The sequence below is a fragment of the Gemmatimonas aurantiaca T-27 genome, from assembly GCF_000010305.1.
Taxonomy (GTDB): domain Bacteria; phylum Gemmatimonadota; class Gemmatimonadetes; order Gemmatimonadales; family Gemmatimonadaceae; genus Gemmatimonas; species Gemmatimonas aurantiaca.
In genome coordinates, this window is sequence record NC_012489.1 from 1,790,948 (window position 1) to 1,812,435 (window position 21,488).

A 21,488-nucleotide genomic window follows, 5' to 3' on the forward strand; every position below is an offset into this window, starting at 1 on the left:
GTGATTTTTGAGGCAGATTTGGGACCCGTTCCGCTGGCAGGATTGTTGCTTGACGCATGTACTTGAGCGTCCTAGGTTCACCAAGGGGCCTGATGGGCAGGTCCTTTGAGAACTTCAACGGAGACTTCGACTCAAAACCTGATTCGTCGGTCGGAGAAGCAACATGAAACGTATGTGGGGAGCACTGGGACTCGTGCTCGCTCTCACCGTGTTCATGCCACGAGTCGCGGCAGCCCAGAAGCAAGACCCCAAGGCTCGCCGCAATGGAGCAACGCTCGGACAGAACTATCCGAATCCGTTCAATCCTGAGACTCGCATTCCGTTCAGTGTGGGAGATGATGCGCCCACCTGTTCCAATTCTTCTCGGCAGTATCGTGTGACCCTGAAGATCTACAACGTCATTTCAGGGTATGTCGCGACACCTGTCCTGCAGGGTGGATCCAACGGAGTGGCCGGTGGTCAACCGCTGGAAAATCTGTCCATTTCGTGCGGCCAGTATGTGGCGTACTGGGATGGCAAAATCCAAGCAACCAGACGGGAGGCTGCCTCAGGCGTGTATCTGTATCGCCTCGAGGTGGATGGCGTGCCGCTGGTAGGCAAGATGGTCAACATGAAGTGAGTTCGGGAATCTTCGAGCATCACGAGGCCCGCAAGACTTCGAGATGGCGCGCTGGGTGAGCGGACCCGGCGCGCCATTTTGTATTCCTGACACTGCAGAATTGTCGTACACGTACCATTCATGGTGCTGTATCCCTGCTTACCTCTGCACAATTGGCGCGTCGGCGCTGGCATCGACGTTGCCTGATCTCCGATCATGATCAATCCTGACCGTCTGACCGTGAAGAGCGCGGAAGCGCTCAACGAGGCTGTGGCCCTGGCCCGCAAGGCCGGCAACCCCCTCGTCTACGATCTGCATCTGCTCCTCGCGTTGCTGGCGCAGGACGAAGGCATCGTGGTTCCGGTGCTGCAACGCGTGGGCGTGAACGTCACCAGCGTACGTGCCGCGGCCGAACTGGAAGCCGGACGCTACGCCAAACAGTCCGACGCCCAGCCCACATTCAGTCGCGAGCTCACTCAGGTCGTCGACGCCGCTGAGCGCGAAGCGAAGACCTTGGGCGACGAATACGTGTCCACCGAGCATTTGCTGGTGGCGCTGTCCGATGCCAAGGGCACCGACAGTACGCGCGTGCTCACGGCCGCCGGTGCGCATCGCCAGGCACTGCTTGATGCCCTCAAGCTCGTGCGTGGTGCGCACAAGGTCACCGACCAGAGCCCTGAGCAGCAGTATCAGGCCCTGCAGAAGTTCACGCGCGATCTCACCGAGTCGGCGCGCAAAGGCAAACTCGATCCGGTCATCGGACGCGACGAAGAAATCCGTCGCGTCATCCAGGTGCTCTCGCGCCGCACCAAGAACAATCCGGTGCTTATCGGCGAACCGGGTGTGGGCAAGACCGCCATCGCCGAAGGGCTCGCCCAGCGCATCGTCAGCGGTGACGTCCCTGAAGGACTGCGCAACAAGAAGCTGGTCTCGCTCGACCTGGGCGCACTCATCGCCGGTGCCAAGTTCCGCGGTGAGTTCGAGGAACGGCTCAAGTCGGTGCTCAAGGAGATCATCAGCGCCGATGGGCTGTACATCGTCTTCATCGACGAATTGCACACACTGGTCGGAGCGGGGAAGGCCGAGGGCAGCATGGACGCGGGCAACATGCTCAAGCCCATGCTCGCGCGTGGCGAACTGCGTGTGGTAGGCGCCACCACGCTCGACGAATACCGTCTGCATGTCGAAAAGGACGCGGCCCTCGAGCGGCGTTTCCAGCCGGTGTTTGTGGGCGAACCCAGCGTCGAAAGCACCATCGCCATCCTGCGCGGTCTCAAGGAACGCTACGAGGCGCACCATGGCGTACGTATCACCGATGGCGCGGTGGTCGCGGCAGCCACGCTGTCCAATCGCTACATCGGTGATCGGTTCCTGCCCGACAAGGCCATCGATCTGATCGACGAAGCGGCTTCGCGGCTGCGTATCGAGATCGATTCGGTGCCGCAGGAAATCGATGAAGTGGAGCGGCGCATTGTGCAGCTCGAGATCGAAAAGGCGGCGCTGCAGAAAGAGAGTGATGCCGCATCCATCGATCGTCGGCAGACCCTCGAACGCGAACTGGCCGACCGGAAGGAGAAGGCCGCCGGTATGCGCGCGCAGTGGCAGCAGGAGAAGGACACGCTGGGCGCCGTTGGCCGTATCAAGCAGGAAATCGAGCAGACGCGATTCGAAGCCGAGCAGGCCACCCGGTCGGGTGACCTCAACAAGGCCGCCGAGATCACGTATGGGCGGGTGCCGCAGCTCGAGCGCGAGATGAAGGAGGCCGAAGCGCGCCTGGCCAGCAACGCCGGACGACCGCAGTTCCTCAAGGAAGAAGTGGGCGCCGACGATGTGGCCGAAGTGGTGGCGCGGTGGACGGGCATTCCCGTGACCCGGATGCTCGAATCGGAGCGCGAACGTCTCACCAAGCTCGAAGACGTACTGGCCACGCGAGTGGTGGGACAGCGCGAGGCGGTGCGCGCCGTGGCCAACGCGGTGCGTCGCTCACGCGCTGGGCTGCAGGATCCGAATCGCCCGATCGGCTCGTTCATCTTCCTCGGACCCACGGGTGTGGGCAAGACGGAAACGGCGCGCGCGCTGGCGGAGTTCCTGTTCGACGATGAACACGCGATGGTGCGGATCGACATGTCGGAGTACATGGAGAAACACGCCGTCGCACGACTCATCGGCGCACCACCGGGATACGTGGGCTACGAAGAAGGTGGGCAGCTCACGGAAGCCGTGCGTCGTCGGCCGTATTCGGTGATCCTGTTCGATGAAATCGAGAAGGCGCATCCGGATGTGTTCAACATCCTGCTCCAATTGCTCGATGATGGACGCCTCACCGATTCGCAGGGGCGCACCGTGGATTTCCGCAACGCCGTCATCATCATGACGTCGAATGTGGGCAGTCAGCTCATTCTCGAGCGTGGACAGACCGACGACGGCGCGTGGAGTCGGGTGGAACAGGAAGTCCTCGGCGCCCTGCGAGGCGTGTTCAAGCCGGAATTCCTGAATCGTATCGATGATGTGGTGGTGTTCCATCCACTTGGTCGCGGCGAGCTGGATCACATCGTGGACCTGCAACTGGCGCATCTGCGCAAGTTGCTGAGCGACCGAAAGCTGTCGCTGACCCTCACCGATGCGGCCAGGCAGTATCTGGCCGATGCTGGCTACGACCCGATCTTCGGCGCGCGTCCGCTCAAGCGGGCGGTGCAGCGTCTGTTGCAGAACCCGCTCGCACTGGCCGTGCTGGAAGGGCGATTCAAGGACGGCGATACCATCCATGCCGATCTGGTCGAAGGCGGGGAAGGGTTGAGCTTCTCGCACGCACCGGCTGGAGATCACGTGTGATGCCAGCGGGCATGTCGGCGTGATGGTGCGGCACCGCTGGACTGTTGGATTGACACTGAGCGCCGCCGCAGGCGTGTTGGCCTGTGGCGGCGCGTCGTCCGACAGGGTCACCAGTCCGACTGGCGGCGGGCCTGGGGGATCGGGCAGTACGGTCCCGTCGGGGCCAGTGGCGCCTATGGTCGTTGGCACGGCGCAGGTCGACCCCCTCGGGTACATCGAGTACACGCCTGGAGACGCTCCTGTGGTGATCATCGCGCCGCATGGAGGCACGCTGCGCCCCACGGGACTTCCCGATCGGAACTGTGCGGGCTGTGAGACGTCGAACGATCTCGAAACACAGGCGTTGGCGAGGCTCCTCGTCGAGCGCTTTCACGCGGCGACTGGCCGACGGCCACATCTGGTGGTGAATCGACTGCATCGCGTGAAGTTCGATGCCAATCGCGATATGGATGAAGCCACCGGAGGCTCGGGCACTTTACGCGCACCGTGGAATTGGCTGCATACCGCTGTCGATTCGGCGAAAGCCACGGTGCAGCGTCAGCACGGTCGAGGGCTGGTGATCGACCTGCATGGTCATGCACATGCCATTGCCCGTCTGGAACTGGGCTACCTGCTCGACGGGGCGGTGCTGCGAACATCGGACACGGACCTGACCACCAGCGTTGCCCTGCAGCAAAGCAGTCTCGCCCGCCTCGCGCGTGATACGCACATGGTGGCGGACCGCGGCGCCGCACTGCTGCGTGGGCCACGCAGTCTGGGCACACTGCTCGATGCGAAGGGGTTTGCTGCCGTGCCCTCGACCTCCGATCCGGCGCCACGCACCGGTGAGCCGTTCTTCGAGGGTGGCTACAACACCCGGCGGCACGGTTCTCTGAGTGGCGGTGCGCTCGATGCCATCCAGATCGAAGCGCCCAACGTGGGCGTTCGTGATACCGAAGCGAATCGGGTGCGCTTTGCTGAAGCGCTGGCGCAATCGCTCCGCACCTATCTGATCACACATTACGGGTGGCAGAGCCCCACGTGAGCCACTCATGAGCACAACGCCGGTGTCGCCTCCCGTGGAATTCGCCATGCGTCAGGCCTTGCAGGAGGCGGAGCAAGCAGCCGCAGCCGGCGAAGTGCCCGTCGGCGCGGTGGTGATGCGCACCGAGACTGGGGAGATCATCGTTCGCGCGCAGAACCGCATGCGCCGCGATGGTGACGCCACGGCGCACGCCGAGGTCCTCGCACTGCGTGAGGCCGCCCGTATCGCGGGTGATGCCCGACTGGGCGAGTTCACACTGGTGGTGACCCTCGAGCCGTGTGCGATGTGCGCCGGCGCGATTGTGCTGGCCCGCATTGGTGCGCTGGCCTTCGGCGCATGGGATGAGAAGGCTGGCATGTGTGGCAGCGTCGGTGACATCGTGCGCCATGCCCGTCTCAATCACCGCCCGGCGGTGCAGGGTGGGGTGCTGGAGTCCGAGAACAGAGCGTTGCTGCAGCAGTTTTTCGCCGAGCGACGCTGAACGGCACTATCCGCGCGTCGTGTGTGTTCCCGGACGGGCCGCTGTGAGGGTGGACAGCCGCAGTTCGGAGTGGTAACTGGAGAGGTAGCGATTTTCCCCCACCTTTCCGATCCCGCCATGTCCCGCTCTTCAGGTGTGTTGTCCGCGACGGCGCTGACCGCCGTGTTGGTCCTGTCGGCATGCGATCGCGCGGCCGCGCCGCCGCCAGCGCCCCAGGCTCCGCCATTCCAGGCCATTTCGCTCATTGGCGACACCCTGCGCACCCTGCCACTGTCGGCCGAAACGCGCACCAAGTACGAAGCCCAGTTGGCCGAAGCCCGCAAGGCGTATGAGCACACGCCCACCGACGTCGATTCGATCATCTGGTATGCCCGCCGTCTGGGGTACCTCGGTCAGTCACGTGAAGCCATCGAGGTGTACACGCGCGGCATCGAGCTCTATCCGGAAAACCCGTGGCTCTATCGGCATCGCGGCCATCGCTACATCTCGGTGCGCGACTTCGACGCGGCGGTGATGGATCTCGAAAAGGCCACCGCGCTGGTGGCGGGCAAGCCCGATGAAGTGGAGCCCGATGGCCAGCCCAATGCGCAGAACACGCCCATTGGCACGCTGCATTCGAACATCGGCTATCACCTCGCCCTCGCGTATTACCTGCAGGGCAAGTTCGACAAGGCGGCCGAAGTCGCGCAGCGTGAAGTCAACGCCGCCAACAACGACGATCGCAAGGTGTCCATGACGCACTGGCTGTACATGTCACTGCGTCGTGAAGGCAAAGACTCCGCGGCGGCGGCTGTCATTGCGCCCATGTCGCGTGACATGAACATCATCGAAAACCACGCCTATCATCGCTTGATGCTGCTGTACAAGGGTATCCTGCCGCCCGACTCGGTGCTCACGGTGGGTCCGCAGGGTGAACTGTCAGTCAGCGATGCCTCGGCTGCATACGGTGTGGCCAACTGGCATTGGTACAACGGACGCCAGGCCGAGGCGACGGCGCTGTGGCGTCGCATCGTGGGCGCCGGCCAGTGGGGCGCGTTCGGTTCGGTGGCTTCCGAAGCCGAACTCGCGCGTTTGCCCAAGGACACCACGACCGCCAAGTAAACGGCACTGCGAAGCACCAGCGCCGTTGAGTCGTTGCTGAGTCGCTGTTCAGTACCCTCGGGTTCGATCCACCACCCACTTCGGCATTTCACCGCGCGCCAGGGCTTCGGCACATTCGAGAAACCCCGCCACCGCACCCGCGGTGGTGGTGAGTCCCGAGATGTGTGGTGACACGATCACTCGCGGGTCGTTCCAGAGTGGTGAATCGGGAGGCAGCGGTTCACGGACAAAAACATCGAGCGCGGCGGCACGCAGCCAGCCGCGCTCGAGTGCTTCGGGGAGTGCCTGTTCTTCGATCACAGCACCACGTCCGGCGTTGAGCAGGCCGGCGCCGCGGCAGCGTGACAGCACATCACGCGAAATGATCCCGCGTGTGGTCGGTGTGTCCGGCAGGCTGCTGATGATCCAGTCGGCATCGGTCACCAGCTCCGGCAGCGCGTCGATGGTGCGCACCGCGTGAAAGGCCGGATGATCGGAAAGGCCGCTGCGCGAGAGACCGGTCACGTGGCAGCCCAAAGCGCGCAATGATGTGGCAATGGCTCGACCGATGTCTCCGGTGCCCAGCAGCAGTGCTCGCGTACCGGCCACCGGCGCGATGTCCCGCGGCGCCCATTCACGTTGCTGCTGCGCCACCGCCAGCGATGGCAATTGCTGCTGAATGGCGAACACGCGGGCGACGGTCCATTCGGCGATCATCGGCCCGAATGATTCCGCTGAGCGCGTGAGCAAAATGCTGTGGTCGAGCGCCGGAGAATTGAGCCAGGCATCCACACCCGCCCCGGTGCTGTGCACCCAGCGCACCTGGCCCATCGTATCGGCGCGCCGAGGTGGCCGGAATCCCACATAACATTCGGCCCACTCGAGGTCTTCGCTCGTCACCTCCGCCGGTGCTCGATTGCGCACATCGAGATCGGCACGTCGGGCGCGGATGGCATCGCTGATCGCGACATGGTCCTGACCGCTCACCAGAATGCGGTGGGCGGCAAAGGGCAGGGGCAGTGTCATGGCCATGGGGCGGCACGGGCGCGGAGGGTCTGACGAACGGAAACGCTGAATTTAGTCGACCGCCGACCGTCGTATGCCGGCCCCATGGAGGACCGGCATACGCAGGCACTGTCTGCGACTTACGGATTGCGATCCGCGCAGCCTGTGAAGGCCGTGTTGTTCCGCTCGGCAAACGACGGCGTGAGCGTGACGTCGGTGCCGTAGGTACCGCCCTTGAAGTAGGCACCGGTGGGCCACACGGCATTGGCCGCATAGCCGTACTGCCGCTGCAGACGCCGCAGGTCACCAACCCGCGTCGCCGTCAGATAGAACCAGAACGCCCGTTCGCGGAAGGTGAGTGCTACACGACTCGCCTCGGTTCCCGGATCGGTGAGCGGTGGCAGCACGTTGGCCGCCGTCGAGATGCCACGCAGGGTGCGCACCGCGGTGTTGGCCCGTGCTTCGTTCAAACGGCCAAGCCACGCCTCGATGTTGCCGCTGCGGAGTGCAGCTTCCGCCTCGATCATGCGTGCCGTCACACCACTCACCAGGGTGGTCGGAGCAGCGCCGTTGGCGTATCCCAGTATGGTGAAGACCTGCGTGGAACCGTCCTGCCCGAGGCGTGAGGTGGCAGAGATCTGCACGCGCGGATCACCCGCGCTGCGGTAGTCGAGACCGTTGCCGCCTTCCCGATCCGACGGACCGAAATTGCCGGTGTTCACCATCCAGTCGAAGATGGTATTCACCAGCGTGGTCTGCGAAAACTCCACCTGATACTGCCACTGCGTGGGAATCGCGATCGAACCGGCCCCGTCTCCTCCCGCGCCCACCGTCGCCGCGGCGGCTTCGAACTGGCCGAGATTGACCTGTGCCCGGGCCTTGGCGATGCGCGCGAGATAACGGAACGGCACATCCGCCTCGGCGGTGCCCAACACACGCAACGCGCTGTCGGCCTGGACCAACGCACGCTGGTACAGTTGCACGGTCGTGACCAGTGTCGCGGCTTCCGGCGCCGCATCATCGACGCTGGCGAGCGGCACGCCACTGCAGAACAACTCACCGCCGATGTTCAGCGTGATGGCCTGCAAGCCGTGCAGTTGCCCGACATTGCGACTCCGTGTGGCACCTTCGGGGATGTACGCATTGAGCGAACGGATGGCGCGGACTGTCTGAGTGTAGCTGTCCGAGAACTTGTTCCACGCCGCGGCGGGAAACGTGGTCTCGTTGAATGCCCGCTGATCGATGTGATCGGCGCCGGGACGGGCGTTGATCAGTTCATCGCTCAGCAAACCGACGTAGATGTTCACACCCACGTTGGTGGTGCCGCTGAAGAACTGCGCGAAATCGCGCAGCGCACCGGCGCGCACGGCGAGAGCCCCATTCGGACTCGCCGCATCTTCGGGGCGGATCTGGTCGGGGGTTTCAACGCCGAGCAGGCGTTCACGCTCGCAGCCCAGAGTGGCCGCCAGGAGCAGGCCGAGCGAAAGGCGCGAGCGAAGCCGCGGCATCAGCCAGCGCGTGCCACGGAGCGCAGAAAGAGTTGGTTGACGTCGCATGTCAGAAGCCCAGGTTGACGCGCAGCGTCCAGTAGCGGAGCAGCGGCGCTGAGAAGTAGTCGTTGTTGCCACCGCCGGTGTTGTTCACGGAGCCGTTGCTCTCCGGATCGATACCGGGGTAACGCGTCCACAGCAGACCGATGTTGCGTCCCACAACGGCCACGGTGGCGCGGGAACTCTTCAGGCGTCCGGCCCATGACGTGGGCAACGTGTACGACACCGAAAGTTCACGGAAACGAATGAAGTCGTTCTGCACGAAGTAGCCCCAGACGCTGTTGCCCAACAGCGCACTGGTCGTGGTCACGGCCGCCGCCTGATCGGCCAATGGTGCCGACGGATCGTTCACGGCACGGCAGTTGCCCGAGATGCATCGCTGATTCTCGAAGCCCCACTGGTTGTAGTGTCCACCGCGGTAGTCGAGCAGCGTGCTGACCTGCAATTGATTCTTGAGGAAGCCGAACGTGTTCGTCCAACCGGCTTCGCGCACGGGCAGCGTCGGGCCACGGTATTCGGCCGTGTCACCGAGGACAATTTCCCGTTCGGTTAGGATCCCGTCGCCGTTGGCGTCAGCGAAGCTGATGATCGGTCGTGCCCACAGACCGAAGGTGGGATAGCCCACCACATTGCGGCTGCCCTGCGTCACAGCCAACTGCGCGTTGCCCGCGTCCACGAGCTTGTTGCGGATCAGTGATCCGTTCAACTGAGCGTTCCAGGTCAGCCAGTCCCGGTTGAGCAGACGCACATCGAACGACAGTTCGGCGCCGGCGTTCTGCACGGCCGCGATGTTCTGCCACTGATTCGCACCCGCGCCGTAGCTCGGTGGCAACGGATTCTGGAAGAGCGCGTCGGTGGAGCGCTTCCGGAAGTAGGTGGCTTCCACATTGATGCGGTTGTTCAGCAGCGCCACATCAAAACCGGTTTCGATTTCGGTGGTCACTTCGGGACGCAGATCGGCGTTACCGATGGCGGCCAGGCGCAGCGCACCAACTTCTGTGCCGCCAAGCGGCACCGTGTTGGCACTCAGGAACTGCAGCGCGGCGATGGTGCCGGGTTGCACGCCGGCCCGTCCCCACGCGGCACGCAGGCGCAGGTTGTTGAGATGGGTGCTAGCCGGGAACCACGACTCGTCCGAGATCACGTAAGAGACGGCCGCACGGGGATAGGCGGTGTTGCCCGCGTTGCGTCCAAAGGCGCTGTTCTGGTCGGTGCGGACACTGCCCGTGAGGAACAGGCGCTCGTTCCACGCAAAGTCCTGCTGCACGTAGGCGCCGTAGGTGGCGTTTTCCGACGTGAACTCGCTGCTGGTGCGAATGGACGCCGAGTTCGGCGTCTGCGCGCCCGGCGGCAGCGTGTAGCCCTGCACGACGGTTTCATACTGCGTGTCCTTGAACCACTGCGCGCCCACGCTGGTCTTCGAACTGATCGACGGGCTCAGTGTGAAGCTTGCCGTGCTGCCCAGATCCACGGAGTACCGCGAGAAGACGCTGCGGGTGGCATCCTTGCCGCCCGTCTGTCCCGGCGGCCCCCATCCAGTGACCGTGCCTTCATTCGCGCGCGAGAAGCGGTAGGAATAGCCGCCCAGTTGATCGAGTCCGACCACGGCGCGATTGGCCAGCCAGGTGAATGGCTTCCACTCCAACTGCGAAGAGCCCGTGAAGCGCTGATCTCGGCGGAACTGCTCCACCGAAAGGATGTCCCCCATGAACTGGGCAGAGTTGCCGTTGTAGGCGGTGCGGAATCCCGGCGCGAAGAAGCTCTGGAACGAGAGGCCGGCAAAAAAGCCACCGTCGAAGGGGCTGAGCAGCGAGCGATCGCTGTAACCCGTCGACAAGCTGAGATCGGCCTTCTTGCCCAACGGGAAGGTGAAGTTGCCGCGCAGCGAGGTCTGGGTCAGTTGATTGGGTTCGATCTGCCGGCCCGTCGGGCGCGTACCACGCACGGTGGTGAGACGCGCGATTTCTGCGTCGGGCATGCGATACGGCCCCGTTTCTTCGACACGCTCCACACCGAAGAAGTAGCGGAGGTTCTCATTGCCACCCGAGGCGTTGATGCCGAGCTGCGCTCGCGGCTGCGTCGCAAACGGTGTCGTTTCGGGATTGGACAACGGATTGAACGTCGTGAGCGAGTCCTGCACGCAACGCCCCAGCGACTTGTCGGATACGCGGCACAGCACCGCCGCCGCAGCGGGCGTGCCGCCAACCAGATTCCGCCCCCAGGCCCGATAGTTGTCGAAGAACTCGGCCGGCTGGCTCACCTGACCCGTTTCGGCACTGATGTTCCAGCGCGTCGTGCCGGTGCGTCCCCGCTTGGTCTTGATCACGAGCACGCCGTTGGCTGCCGCGGTGCCGTACAGAGCCGAAGCCGACGGCCCCTTGAGCACATCGACCGACTCGATCTCCTCGGGGTTGATGCTGCTGAAGTTGTTGATGCGCTGGGTGGAGTAGTTGCCCGGCACCGGGGAGTTGTCGATGCGGACGCCATCGATGATGATGAGCGGCTCATTCGACAACGACAGGGAGCTCGTGCCGCGGATGCGGATGGACGACGAGGTGCCGGTCTGGCCAGCGCCCTGCAGGACCTGCACGCCGGCGATGCGTCCCTGCAGGAGTTCGTTCACATTGGTGGCCGCCGCCTTTTCGGCGAGCGAGTCGGCGCGCACGGTGGCTACGACGTTGCCGTACGAGCGGCGGGACTGTTCGCCGGTGGCGGTGGTGACCACGGCATCGAGTGCCTTGGCGGAAACCTCGAGGGCCACGTCCACCGTGGTTTCCGGGCCACTGAGCGTGACGGTGCGGGTCTGCGGCTGGTATCCCAGGCGGACGACCCGGACTTCGACGCTGGTGCCCCCCACCCCACGAATCACATAGCGTCCGTCACCATCCGTGAGGCTACCAAGCCGTGTGCCGGTGATGAGGACTTGTGCCGCCTGTAGGGGCCCCTGTGTGCCTGCATCGGTGACCCTCCCACGTACCACGCGGCCGTCCTGGGCTACGACGGGCGCGGGCAGCAGGCCCACCAATCCGAGTAGCAGTACGGCTCCAGCTCTGTGTCTCATCGGACATCCCTGACTCGAGGACGGTGATGCCTCGGACGTGCTGGGAGTCGGTGGATGCCAGGCATCCGACAAACAAAAACCGCCCCAGCAATGCCGAGGCGGATAGGACTTCCATGCCGATCAGTTGATCGGGACCTGGACGTCACGCACCCACAAACTCCGCATGCCTGTATTCGCTCGAAAGCAACTGGTAACACGCTCGTTTGGTCGACGGAAGGGCCGTGGACAAAACGCACTGGGTGGGGACGAACACGCACATGGAAGACATGAGTGGAAGCCATCATAGGCAAACGTGTTCATGCTGTCAATACGGAACTGAGGTGATGGCGTGACATGAGTCGGTACTTGATCCGATGGTGGCGTGCGGTTAGCTATCACGGCTCCCGGAGGATGACGCAACCATGACGCGCGACGGCGCGTTTTGGGGTTCGTTCTCTCGAGGACAGGTGGCCGAGTGGTTGAAGGCACCGGTCTCGAAAACCGGCATACCGGCAACGGTATCGTGAGTTCGAATCTCACCCTGTCCGTTACCTAACTTGTTGGCCGTCATTCAGTTGACGGGAGTTAGGAAATGAAGTCCCGCCCGTGCGTGGTGACAGCAATTCGTTGATCTGTCACCACTCGGGCGTGATATGTAAGGAGTACATATGGCTTCCCCTCGGATCTCTATTCGGGTTGGGATCGTACGCGGCATTGATTTTGGCCGCATTCAGGTGCGTACCGGGACCACTGATCCCGAAGAGCACGAACAGCTTCACGAGTTCTTCTGGCGGCGCATGACTGCCGGAGACGTGGACTTTCTCACCGCCGTTCGGGACCATGGGACGCGGGCGCTACGTCAGTTCTACGACGAAGCGATGTCCGGGAAACGCTCAGAGCTGCCCCTAGATCGGCCAGAGGGCTTGTCTGATGCTCTCTTGAGCTGGGTGAATGGTTTGCCCCGCGACAAGCACCGCAGGCCGTTGAAGCGCCGCACCGTCCGCACCTACAAGGAAGCTGTGAAAGCCCTGATCACGATTGGCGGGAAGGGAGCCACGGTCCACGCGATTCCCGATGTGCTGGCCGCGTACCTCGAACACTGCGAAAAGCACGGCAAGAACTTTCCCTACCGTCATGCCCGATCCGCGTTGGCTTGCTTCGCGCGCAATACCGGCAATGAGAGGCTGTCCGCGCAGATCAAAAAGTCCCCGTGCATGCACAACGACCGAAAGCGCGACCGGGTGACCATCGAGCCGAAAGAAGTACGGCGAATCATGAAGCGAATTGATGCTGCTGGATTCTCATTCCTCAGTCAGCACTTGTGGAACTTGGCGTGTCTGGCTATGCGTCCGTCTGAATACTGCCAAGAGAATCCGCAGACGCCCACTGAGTTGGTTTGGCGTGATGACTCAGTGCAGATCAAAGGGGGCAAGACGCGCAGTGCTCGCCGGTTCATTCCTCGATTGCCGGGAGTGCGTCCAGCTCAGAACGTGTTGTGTCTCGCTACGGGGCGCATTGGTCGTGTCTCGCCGGGCAAGGAAGGGCAGCAGCCGTACTACGCTTTGAACACGTTGCGCAAACAGTTCACGCTTGCATGCGGCGGGAAGTATCAGTTGTACGATCTCCGGGCATCCGGGATGAAGTGGCAAGAATGGGCCGGACTGTCAGAACGTCAGATTCAAGCGTTTGCGGGGCACCGTCCTTCTGTGTCGCGGGGTTACCGCACCAACGGCAACGACTATCGCGACTGGCAACGGGACATTGGTGTTGCACGAAAGAAGATGCGGGCTTGGTTCGAAACAGAAGGCGTTTTGAGAAGAAGTCCTAAAAACGAACTTGAAGAACTAAAGAAGCAAAAAGAGGCTTTAGAACAGCGAATTCAGAAACTTTCTGCCTGAAATCAAACCAATTCAAAAGGGGAAAGTTTGTATGGTCGTTTAGACCTGGGCCCCACTGGCGGAGCAACCCCGAGCACTACATCTATTCGGGTATCCGCGCATGGATGGCAGCTCAACATATCATTGGCTAGTGCACAATAGAGACAGCTCCTACGCTCGGAGTTCTGAGTGTAGGGGCTGTCTCTTTTCTTGAACTGGAGGTTTCACTGTGGATACACTCGCATGGCTTACAAGCTTTGATCTGAAGAACTTGAACAGTGGCCTATTCGGAGCACTGTTAGGATCTGCTGTGGGCGCAATCGGTTCCTATTGGGGGTCGTCGAAGTTGCAGGAAAGGGCTGACCAGCGACGGCGCGCAGATCAGCTGGAGCAAGAAAATAAGCGAAGGGAAGTGATACAGTCTGCGTTGGTGCTTGAGTTGCGAGTGCTCTATATGAACGCCTCTCAGAAGCGACATGTGATCAGTCAAGCGGAATCGTTTTCTATCAACTGGAGCAAAGAACCGTCACTGTGTAGGCGAATCACAGACTACGCGGATCTCTTTGCGCCGACGATTCTTCACGCAGTCGGTGAATTGGATATGCGCTTTCAGCAATTGCAGTCCGATATGAAGCAACGGGCTGGAGCAGGAGAGTATATCGGTGGTGATACCGGGGTAGATTTTCGACTGTTTTTGTTGTGCTCGTCATGTCATCGGTTGCTGTACGAACTCGACGCGCTGAAATGCCCCGGGTTCCGTGGACACCTACTTAAGGTGTTTACATTGGAAACGGAGGTGGCGCATGAAGCGGACACGACGGCGGTTTACCGCCGAGTTTAAGCACGAGGCGGTGCGGTTAGTGCGGGAGCGCGGCGTGTCGATCGCGCAGGCGGCGCGCGAGTTGGAGATTCACGAGAATTTGTTACGCACATGGTTGCGCGCGGTAGACGAGGATGCCGAGCATCCGTTCCCTGGCGTCGGGCAGCAAAGGCCCGAACAGGCGGAGATCGCACGGTTACGACGCGAAGTGGCGCGCTTGAAGGCGGAGCGCGACATCCTAAAAAAAGCCACCGCGTTCTTCGCGAGGGAATCGACGTGAAGTTCGGTTTCATTGCGAAACACCGAGGCACGTGGTCGGTCGAGCTTCTCTGCGACGCTCTCGGCGTGTCGCGCAGCGGATTCTACGCGTGGTGCACGCGTCCGCCGTCTATCCGCGAGCAAGTGGATGACACGCTGCTCATGGCAATGCGGCAGAGTTTTGCGGCAAGTGATCGCACGTATGGCGTGCGCCGGGTGTGGCGCGATGTGCGCGACGCGGGCCTCACGAGTGGCCGAGAGCGCATCGCGCGCCTGATGCGCTATGCCGGTCTGCGTGCGCAGCCGAAGCGCCGACAGCGGCCACGCGACGCGCGCACGGACGTCGTGCACACGCTCGCGCCGAATGTCCTCGATCGGCAATTCACCGCGACGGCCCCGAATCAGAAATGGGTCGCGGATTTCACATATGTCTGGACCGGCGAAGGGTGGCTCTTTGTCGCGGTTGTGCTCGATCTGTTTTCACGACGCGTCGTGGGGTGGTCGATGCAAGCCGCCATGACCGCGCAGCTCGTCGCGGATGCGCTCGTGATGGCCGTCTGGCGTCGCGGACGCACGACGGCGCTCGTCCACCACTCCGACCGCGGCTCGCAATACACGAGCGAACACTTCCAACGCTTGCTGCGCGATATCGGCGTCACGTGCAGCATGAGTCGCGCGGGCAATGTGTGGGACAACGCCGTCGCCGAAAGCTTCTTTGCGACCCTCAAAACCGAACGCGTGCATCGGCAGCACTATCGCACGCGGAACGACGCACGCGCCGACATCTTCCATTTCATTGAGCGGTTTTACAATCCTGCGCGGAGGCACTCCAAACTCGGTTATCTCAGTCCGCTCGACTTCGAGCGGCTACATGCAGTAGCTTAACTCACTGTCTACGAAAGCTGGGGCATTTCACGCTGCCGTCTTGCTTCAAACCTGAAACACGACTCACTGCTGGACCGACGGGTTATAAGATCGAAGACGCTCTATATGCCTTTCTGTGGTGTCAGGACGCTGGAGAGGCACCGCCAAACTTCGAGCCGGAAGAAATTTCTTTGCTCCGGGCTCCAGCATCATTCAAACCTTTTGGACGAGACCAATCTGGAGCCACCGAACAATGATGCCCTTTCCTGAAGTCTATGGTCCGCTACGTGACTGGTTTCCCACGTTTATGGATCACGTGGTTCCAGCAGCGATTGTGTATGTGGAGAGTGCCGAGAAGGAGGGATGGGATCTGAGTTCAATCGTTGCGGCAGTGGTTGGCCTGTCCAGCGCGATTATTGCTATCGTGAGCGCCTGTCTTTCCTACAAAGCCGTAATCGCTACTCGCAAGTCAGCGATCCTTGCATACAAGGCTACTAGAAAGGCCGCGGACATCAGCAGACGAGCGACCGAAGATGCTACTGTGTCCGCCAATGACAACGCTATCAAATTGTTCAATCGCGCGCAGAAACATTCACGAAAGCTACAGCTCATAGAATTCAAAGAACGCAAAGCCGAACGAGAACAGGCAGACAAAAGCAGTCTGGATCTACTCAAGCTGGATATCAACGAGCGGCGAGAGCAGGAACGGAGAGTGAGAGAAGCGCGCCGGACTGCCATTCTCGATGCGGTCAAGATCGAAGTACGGCGCATCCTGTTGACGGGTATCGAACATCAAACTTCGCTTTGGGACAAAACCCCTCTTCCGGCTGATCTGTCCTACACCATTCCATTGTGCCAACGAATCACTGATCATGCAGGTCTGTTGGAAGGGGAACTAATAACACAGATCAATGAGTTGGTTTGGTTCGTCGATGCGACTGGAAGGGCACTCCGAAATCGTGCAAAGGCGCTTGCATTTGAAGCGAAGAACAATCTCCCGTTTGAGCCTCCTCCGGTCGACAGGCAGACAAAGTATTGGATTCGCGGAACCACCTATCACGCATATCGACTACTTGAAGGGATGGATGATTTTGGGGAAGCTCACGAAACGATGTCTCTTTTCAGAGTGACGAGACTAACCATGTTCTCGCGCTTCTACGTCCCGCTCAGTCGGCGCGTGTTTCGTCTCTACAGTCGGGAGATGACAGAGCTGGAGAAGATAGAGGACAGGATAGAACAGGGCGAGGGACAGTCTGAAGAGTAGCAACACAAAGCCCCACACTCGATGGTCTGAGCGGTGGGGCTCTTTCGTTCTACCAATCCATACGCGGTGCACATGGTTTGCCCTTGAAATCAAATCCGTTGCCACGTAAGCTTCCCCGTCAAGCAGACAGTTGCAAACTGGACTCGGACGGTGTGGTTGGCCTCGGCAGAAAGATGAGCGGAGGGACCCCACCGAGGCTGTCATGGGGGCGCTCCGTGTTGTATGTCATGAGCCACGTTTCCGTCTCCGCGCGGACCTGCGCGAGCGAGGCGAAGATGTACGCATCGAGGACTTCGCGGCGATACGTGCGATTGAAACGCTCGATGTACGCGTTCTGATTGGGTTTGCCGGGTTGGATGTGCTGCAGCCGTACTCCGTGTTGTTCGCACCAAGTCGTGAGCGCATGAGAGATGAGCTCAGGCCCGTTGTCACAGCGGATGGTGCATGGCGCGCCATGGATCGCGAGCAGTTGCTCGAGCACGCTGACGACGCGCGTGCCGGGCAGCGACGTACTGACTTCTATAGCGAGGGCTTCGCGGTTGCCTTCATCCAGCACGTTCAACGTGCGGAAGCGCCGCCCGTCGTAGAGCATATCGTGCATGAAGTCGAGCGCCCGGGTGTGATTGAGCTGCGGTGGGGCGTCGAGCGGCTGCTGCACCCGCTGTGGAAGCCGGCGCTTCGTGCGCCGCGGCAGGTTGAGCCGCAGCGCGCAATACACGCGATGTACGCGCTTCCAGTTCCACCCGTGCCCATCGAGCCGCAGGCGATCGAAGCACTTCCAGAAGCCCCAGCGCGGGCGTGCTGCCGCGAGCGTCGTCAACGCGGCGATGACCTCCGCGTCGCGCTCCACCCGGTCCGACAGCGGCGTGTAGTATGCCGCCCGCGCGAGGCCGGCGATGCGGCATGCGCGCACGACCGAGAGGCCGTGTTGCGTGACCAGCGTCGTCGCGACCTGCCGCATCGCCGGCCTCGCGCGGGCGACCCTACAGTTTGCGCGAGAGGACATCCTTGATGGCCGTGTTCTCGAGTGCGAGCTCCGCATACATCCGCTTGAGTTGCGCATTCTCGGTCTCGAGTTCGCGCCGCCGCTTCAACTCCGCCACGGTCGACCCACCGTACTTTCGCTTCCAGGTGAAGAAGGTCGCCCGACTGATGCCGTGTTGGCGAAGCACCTCCGCCACCGGCAATCCGCTCTCCACCGCCTGCAGGATCTCGACGATTTGACTCTCACTGAACTTCGATCGGCGCATCGCTCCTCCTGAAATGCACCACCAAAGTCTAGCTCACACTGTCTGGGTTCGGGGGAAGCTTACGGTATGTGTTGGGTTGCGATTGTGGGTGCTGTCAGAGCCTATGCTAGATGCATACCTGATCGTCTACGGCACTACGGTCAATCTTGCTTCGCCTAGCTGGTTGACGCGCCTTTGGATTGAAAAGCGGTGGAGCTGGAGACGAGAGCCGGAACGCATTGTTGACTATGAAGAGGGCATCACTCGTTCAGTTGATTCAGAAACTCTTCAATCCAGTCGTTCCGAAGAAATGCGGTAAAGCCCCCACCTCTAGGCATGCGCGTGCGGTACTGAGACGGCTGAAATACGCGATAGCCGGTGATATTTTCAATAACGTCCTTCGAGTCGTCAACGGTCTTGCATATGACTGTCATAGGTGCGTCGGTCGATAGGTGCGAATGAATGGCATCCGTGATGTGACCGTCAGCCCCTCGCCATCCTATTGATAGGAGGTGCGTTGCTTCTTGAATTGCCGTTATGAATGCCTCCTTCTGTTCTGGTGGACACATGAAGGTCAGCTTCTGTCTTACTGGGACTGCGATGGCCGGAAGGTGGTAGAGCCCGTTGAAGTGCAAATGAGGATCCGGATCGAACGCGAGAACAGGAAATTGGCCTTCGACTAGTTCAGCTGCGTTCTCGATGTAGCGTTCTTCATTCGTATGATTTGTGGTGAAGGTTTCGTTGTGCAATGGGCTGTACCAATGCACCGATCCATGGACTTTCAACAGCTTCGGCCTCTTGGAAGACAGATAGTCATTCATGTGCCGATACTGAGGGATGCCAAAGGTTGATATGGCGTCCTCAATCAGGCGATCATAGTTGAGCGTCACAATCGTTAGGTCTTTAACAATGTCGATGTGGTCGGACAGACGATGTAGAAGAGTCATCCAGTTCGTATTGATTTGATCGGTGCGGCACCAACTGTTTTCCGTGTCTGCAATGACCTTACGGATGTAGAAGCGAGCTGACATGAGCTGTGCCGCACGATAGGGATTGTCTTTTACTCCCTCTTGCAGGCGCGACAGTACATCCTCAATGGTCGTGTCTCCCGTGAAACTCGCCAGTGGATCAATGATGGGCTTCATGCGCTTGTAGTCCTTCTGCAACGGCCTGAAGCGGGGATGAAAGAGATCATTGGCAAGCGGAATACGCTGACCCGCTCCGGGATCGGCTGTCGGTGGCATTGTCTGTGTAATGATTGGCGCACGCATCGGATCGCTGTCATACGACGCACCGGCACCGGCAATAATGAGAAGTTTGGGCATGCCCCAATTTACCGCGAACGGATCACGCTGGCTGATCGCCGCAACCCAGCGACATATCTACGAATCAGAGGAGGACGGGGCGGAGTTGGCGAACACAGTTCAACCAACAGCTTGGCATGGGCCTGAACTTGAGCTGAACGATTCCGAACCGACACAGAGCTAGGCGGTTGGATGACCAAAGCATTCCGCAGTTCCTCGATGCTCTGAAGTAGGTCCGTCAGAACTTCCACAATGTCTGAATCCAGTGCCCCCCGGTCCACCTCCAAGAGCTTGTCAATTCGCTCCAGCAACGTACCTGTTTGGCGAAGCATGTCTTCTGATGTAACCAAAGGTGCCACCATACGAGCGGCGTCACGTGCCAGCTCACGGCACTTTCGATGGGCAGCCTTCATGTCGGCTGGAAGTGCTTGAACGCGAAGCCCCCAGACCCAGTGAATAGCTCCAGCCCCAAACGTGATGATTGCGACAACGGCGGCGAGTTGTTCCAGCATGCAGCGTCCGTGGTTGGTCGGGTTGGAGCGCCCTGTCGTTACGAAGGGTGCTCAAGCACGATAGCGGTTCCTGTTGAAAGCGTAGGTCTGTCCTGCGCGTCGGGTTGGAATAACCCCTTCCCACCTCTCGCCTGAATTGCCCCCCAGCTCTCACCGCTTTTCTTTGCCGACCACAGTACACAGGCTGCTATCGCGTGAATGCGGAAACCCCCTCTTTCATAGGGAAACCGGCTACTATTCAGTGCCTGTTCGCTAGGCAGGCAAGGCAGCGTATGGCATGGCGCTACATGGCACGGCTGGCACGGCAAAGACCCCTCGGGCTGATTTCCGAGGGGTCTTTTCGTTGACACGGAGGACCGGCCGCTAACGGGTCGGTGATGGCCATCATCCTATTGTGCGCGGGTTGAGCACGATGGCTCTGGAACCGGTCCCGATATCAACAGAGCGACGGGGCACCGGGTCGGGTCTGTCTATAGAAGGGGCATCGGGCGATGGAGGGGACAGCCTGTAGGGTTGGTGCCCGCGACGGACTGTCATTTGTGCCCCAACCTGTTTATTCTGAGCGTCTGTCCGGGCGGGCGGTGTCACCAGCGCGACACCATATGCCCCTCTGAACAGGTAGCGCGTCAGTTTATGTCTTGCGGTTGTAGTGGCTGTATCTCGCGACAGGTTAACGAGTTACACCGCTAAGGGCAGCTTTCAGGGCCGGGCACGAATTTCCCTCGAAAACCGGCATACCGGCAACGGTATCGTGAGTTCGAATCTCACCCTGTCCGCTATAGGTACCGCAGGTATCTGACGCGCCGTCGTGGCAGAACCGCGGCGGCGCGTTGTTGTATGAAGGTGCAGTCCTGGGATGGGTGGCCGAGTGGTTTAAGGCGCACGCCTGGAAAGCGTGTGGGGTCGCAAGGCTCTCGCGAGTTCGAATCTCGCCTCATCCGTACAGCGGGCAACGACTTAGCATGGTCGTTGCCCGCTTTGTTTTTGATAGGGAGTGTCCGTTGCTACGGAATCACTGACCGGCCGCAAACTTCCCAACAGCCACGATAGAGGCACTTTGTGATGTGCTGCAGCAACACCAGAAGATCTGTTCGAGAGGGATCCGTATCGCCGAGGAAGCGCGCTCGAGTCAGGAAGGCGTAGGCCATTGCTGCATAGGCAAGCGCAATGGCTCGATCACCCTTAGGCTGTTTTGTCACACACCGGTGCTCGGCACGGAGCTCTTGACCAGGTGCACTTCGTAAACGCAGCTTAGTCTCACAGGTTCTTTCGTACGACGACGAAGGCCGAGTCGAGCGCGATGTATGTGAGAAACGAGTATTGGTTTAGCATCGGCATCGCCAGAATGAACCGGTTCGGTGTGATACGGAATAGCATCCCGCTATTGATCGCGGCGGCCTTGGCGCCCAACTCTGCACTCAGCGTTGCATAGAAGGTCTGCCAAGCGTTGATCGCCCGGCGACACATCACCGTATCTTGCACGATCACCACTTGGCTGTAGCTGATGCCAACAATGCCAATTTCACTACGCGTCGGTGCATAGCTCGTACCAATGAGTCCGGTGTCGGCCAGTACGCTGCGGAGAAAGCTCTGTGCACTGCGATCAAGGCCCTGACCCAATTCGCACGCGGTAGGAGTTGTCGCGGCGGCCGTCGAAGCGCGGTCCGAACCGAAAGCAGCGCCCAAACTCAGAGCGATGGTCGAAGCAAGTAGAGATGAGCGCATATTCTGGCGCCTACCTGACGAAAGT

Annotated in this window: 15 protein-coding genes and 3 tRNA genes; 12 read left to right on the top strand and 6 right to left on the bottom strand. The window is 60.8% G+C overall.

Translation table 11 applies throughout. From position 1 onward, the window contains the following. The first annotated feature begins 163 nt into the window (after window positions 1-163). The 5 genes from GAU_RS07620 (at window position 164) to GAU_RS07640 (ending at window position 6,036) form a co-directional block, all read left to right on the top strand. Window positions 164-619 carry a hypothetical protein gene (locus GAU_RS07620; RefSeq protein WP_012682980.1) on the top strand — a complete coding sequence of 152 codons (456 nt, stop codon included), beginning with the start codon at window positions 164-166 and terminating at the stop codon, window positions 617-619. A 195-nt stretch (window positions 620-814) separates the two neighbouring features. Continuing rightward, window positions 815-3,430 (top strand): ATP-dependent chaperone ClpB, encoded by a 2,616-nt coding sequence (clpB, locus tag GAU_RS07625; RefSeq protein ID WP_012682981.1) that lies wholly within the window; start codon window positions 815-817, stop codon window positions 3,428-3,430. 175 nt (window positions 3,431-3,605) lie between these two features. Further along, entirely contained in the window at window positions 3,606-4,454 is an 849-nt protein-coding gene (locus GAU_RS07630) for a hypothetical protein (RefSeq protein WP_012682982.1), read from the top strand. Window positions 4,455-4,461: 7 nt separating this feature from the next. Next, complete coding sequence (locus tag GAU_RS07635; RefSeq protein WP_052574309.1) at window positions 4,462-4,935, top strand: nucleoside deaminase; 474 nt, start codon at window positions 4,462-4,464, stop codon at window positions 4,933-4,935. Between the two features lie 117 nt (window positions 4,936-5,052). Continuing rightward, the gene (locus GAU_RS07640; protein ID WP_012682984.1) at window positions 5,053-6,036 is read left to right on the top strand and encodes a tetratricopeptide repeat protein; all 984 of its coding nucleotides are present in this window, start codon (window positions 5,053-5,055) and stop codon (window positions 6,034-6,036) included. Between the two features lie 48 nt (window positions 6,037-6,084). Here the strand turns inward: GAU_RS07640 and GAU_RS07645 are convergent, their stop codons facing one another. The 3 genes from GAU_RS07645 to GAU_RS07655 form a co-directional block, all read right to left on the bottom strand. Continuing rightward, window positions 6,085-7,047, bottom strand: a complete 963-nt coding sequence (locus GAU_RS07645) for a D-2-hydroxyacid dehydrogenase (RefSeq protein ID WP_012682985.1) — start codon at window positions 7,045-7,047, stop codon at window positions 6,085-6,087. A 113-nt stretch (window positions 7,048-7,160) separates the two neighbouring features. Next, a complete protein-coding gene (locus GAU_RS07650; RefSeq protein ID WP_041265375.1) occupies window positions 7,161-8,528 on the bottom strand; it encodes a hypothetical protein in 1,368 nt (455 codons plus the stop codon). A gap of 49 nt (window positions 8,529-8,577) precedes the next feature. Continuing rightward, complete coding sequence (locus GAU_RS07655) at window positions 8,578-11,631, bottom strand: SusC/RagA family TonB-linked outer membrane protein (RefSeq protein ID WP_012682987.1); 3,054 nt, start codon at window positions 11,629-11,631, stop codon at window positions 8,578-8,580. Between the two features lie 440 nt (window positions 11,632-12,071). On the opposite strand from GAU_RS07655, the gene GAU_RS07660 reads away from it, so the two are divergent. The 5 genes from GAU_RS07660 to GAU_RS07680 all read left to right on the top strand — a co-directional run bounded on the left by GAU_RS07660 (window position 12,072) and on the right by GAU_RS07680 (window position 16,693). After that, window positions 12,072-12,158 (top strand) — tRNA-Ser (locus GAU_RS07660). Window positions 12,159-12,278: 120 nt separating this feature from the next. After that, a complete protein-coding gene (locus tag GAU_RS07665; RefSeq protein ID WP_041265377.1) occupies window positions 12,279-13,508 on the top strand; it encodes a hypothetical protein in 1,230 nt (409 codons plus the stop codon). 208 nt (window positions 13,509-13,716) lie between these two features. Beyond that, entirely contained in the window at window positions 13,717-14,328 is a 612-nt protein-coding gene (locus GAU_RS22430; RefSeq protein WP_169307626.1) for a hypothetical protein, read from the top strand. Next, a protein-coding gene (locus GAU_RS07675) for an IS3-like element ISGau3 family transposase (protein ID WP_156799192.1) occupies window positions 14,291-15,450 on the top strand; the annotation gives its coding sequence in 2 pieces (ribosomal slippage) (window positions 14,291-14,546 and window positions 14,546-15,450; 1,161 coding nt in all). The genes GAU_RS22430 and GAU_RS07675 overlap by 38 nt, the downstream gene beginning before the upstream one ends. Window positions 15,451-15,682: 232 nt before the next feature. Continuing rightward, window positions 15,683-16,693, top strand: coding sequence for a hypothetical protein (locus GAU_RS07680; RefSeq protein ID WP_156798948.1), 1,011 nt, complete (start codon window positions 15,683-15,685; stop codon window positions 16,691-16,693). 118 nt (window positions 16,694-16,811) lie between these two features. Here GAU_RS07680 and GAU_RS07685 read toward each other — a convergent pair. Continuing rightward, window positions 16,812-17,943 (bottom strand): IS3-like element ISGau4 family transposase gene (locus GAU_RS07685; RefSeq protein ID WP_076611873.1). Its coding sequence is split into 2 segments (ribosomal slippage): window positions 16,812-17,684 and window positions 17,686-17,943, totalling 1,131 coding nucleotides; the frame shifts between segments, so codons are not numbered across the junction. Window positions 17,944-18,182: 239 nt separating this feature from the next. Further along, entirely contained in the window at window positions 18,183-19,247 is a 1,065-nt protein-coding gene (locus GAU_RS07695; RefSeq protein WP_012682992.1) for an SIR2 family protein, read from the bottom strand. 1,155 nt (window positions 19,248-20,402) lie between these two features. Between GAU_RS07695 and GAU_RS22190 the strand changes: the two genes are divergently transcribed. Together GAU_RS22190 and GAU_RS07700 are read left to right on the top strand one after the other, a co-directional pair. Beyond that, a tRNA-OTHER gene (locus GAU_RS22190) sits at window positions 20,403-20,514 on the top strand. Between the two features lie 78 nt (window positions 20,515-20,592). Then, window positions 20,593-20,679 (top strand) — tRNA-Ser (locus GAU_RS07700). A 316-nt stretch (window positions 20,680-20,995) separates the two neighbouring features. Here GAU_RS07700 and GAU_RS07705 read toward each other — a convergent pair. Then, complete coding sequence (locus tag GAU_RS07705; RefSeq protein WP_156798949.1) at window positions 20,996-21,463, bottom strand: hypothetical protein; 468 nt, start codon at window positions 21,461-21,463, stop codon at window positions 20,996-20,998. Window positions 21,464-21,488: the final 25 nt, after the last annotated feature.